This is a genomic window from Streptomyces sp. AF1A, assembly GCF_047340315.1.
GTDB lineage: Bacteria > Actinomycetota > Actinomycetes > Streptomycetales > Streptomycetaceae > Streptomyces.
The window spans coordinates 1-1,824 of the sequence record NZ_JBLEBI010000362.1 but is presented as its reverse complement, the minus strand read 5'-3'; the positions used below and the strand labels follow the sequence as shown (position 1 = coordinate 1,824).

General features: G+C 73.3%; 1 protein-coding gene and 1 pseudogene. Both read left to right on the top strand.

Features of this window, described 5'->3' with window-relative positions; all coding sequences use genetic code 11:
• Positions 1-897: pseudogene (locus tag ACLU3S_RS36835) on the top strand (serine/threonine protein kinase); the annotation flags it as partial.
• A gap of 162 nt (positions 898-1,059) precedes the next feature.
• Positions 1,060-1,824: protein kinase (locus ACLU3S_RS36830; protein ID WP_413956326.1), on the top strand; the 765-nt coding region annotated here is incomplete at its 3' end.

The window sequence follows — 1,824 nt, the reverse complement described above, 5'->3', positions numbered from 1 at the left end:
GGTGCCGCCGCCGTGCCGAACTCCAGCTCGAACAGGCCGGGCAACTCCGGTGCGGCACAGCCCAGTTCGGGCTGGCCCGTGGTGCCGCCGCCGGACCTGGACCTGTCACCGCGGCCGGTGCCGAGGGCGCCGCTGACCGACGTGGTGCCCAAGCGCACGCTGGTGATCATCGCCGTGCTGGTCGCTCTCGCGGTGCTGGGGACCGTCCTGGCCCTCGTCCTGAACGGTGACGACGGCAAGGGGAGCAAGGGCAACGGCGCCGCCAAGGCGGCGGCGAGCGCCAGTGCCTCCACCAAGGAGGACAGGCGGAGCAGGGCCACGGGCGGTACCGACCCCGGCGCGCACACGGACGAGGGCGGTTCCGCGTCCGACGACGGATCCGCTGCGGCGGCGGACGCCGGCGCGAGCCAGTCCTCCGACGACGGCGACTCGGGCACGTCCGCCGCCAAGGACGGCGGGAGCGCGCCGGTGGTGTCGACCCGCAAGGGCGGCCAGGGGTACTCGATCGGGCTGCCCAAGGGGTGGAGGTACGAGTCCAGCGGGGCCGCGGGTGACCGCTACACCGGGCCCGACGGGCAGAAGCTGCTCATCGGATGGACAAGTTCCCCCAAGAGCGACCCGGTTGCGGACTGGAAGAACCAGGAGCGCTACATGGTGCGCTCCCAGTACCACAGGATCCGCATCGAGAAGGTGGGCTACCGCGGCTGGAACACGGCCGACTGGGAGTTCACCTACGTCGACGGCGGCACCGAGTACCGCAGCATCGACCGGGGGTTCGTGGTCAACGACCACCTCGGCTACGGGCTGATGTACACCGCGAAGGCCGCGGACTGGCACAGCGACCTGCGCAGGGACACGTGGCAGACGCTGACGAAATCCTTCCGGCCCAAGTCCTAGGCGTGCGGCGCCGGTTTCGGGCGCGAGAATCCGGCATCCTCTCGGTGCGGGTTGCCTCCGGCACGTATCGTGAATGGTTGAGGACCGTACGCAGCCGGATGCGTGTGTGAAACGGGCCGCGAGGCGAACGGATGTGACCAACCGGGCGGCCGGGGAGGCGGAGTGGACGACTACGCGGGTCGGGTGCTGGCCGACCGCTACCGCCTGCCGTTGCCGCCGTCCGACGAGTACGAACTCACCGAGACCCGCGCCTTCGACACCTACAGCGGCCAGGAAGTGCTGGTCCGTCAGGTCCCGTTGCCCGAGGTCGTCGAGGCCGAGGTGCTCGACGCGGAGGGGCTGCCCGAGGGGTTCACCGCCCGTGAGCGCGGTGCCCGTCCGGCCACCGCCCGGGCCGCCACCCGCCGGCCCGCCGACCCCGCGGTGCGGCGTGCCGTCGAGGCCGCTCAGGCCGCGGCCCGCATCCCCGACCATCCGCGGCTGGACCAGGTCTTCGACGTGTTCGCCGAGGGCGGGTCGCTGTGGATCGTCAGCGAGTGGGTGGCCGCCCGTCCGCTGGCGGCGCTGCTCGCCGAGAAGCCGTTGACGCCCTACCGGGCGGCCGAGGTCGCCTCCGACCTGCTCATGGCGCTGCGGGTGCTGCACGCCCACGGCTGGGTGCACCGCAACATCACCGCCCGCACGGTGCTCGTCTGCGAGGACGGGCGGGTGATGCTGACCGGCCTCGCCGCCGGCGCGGCGGAGGAGGCGCTGTGCGGCTACGACCCGGTACCGGTCCGGGAAGAGGACGGGGAACCGGCGGAACCGGGCGCCGGGGCGGCTGCTTGCGGCAGTGGAGAGGAGCACACCCCGGGGCCGGGCGCCGGTGAGCCGGCCGGGACCGCGGGGGTGATGCCGGCCGACGTCGACCCCGAGGCCGCGCGCCGG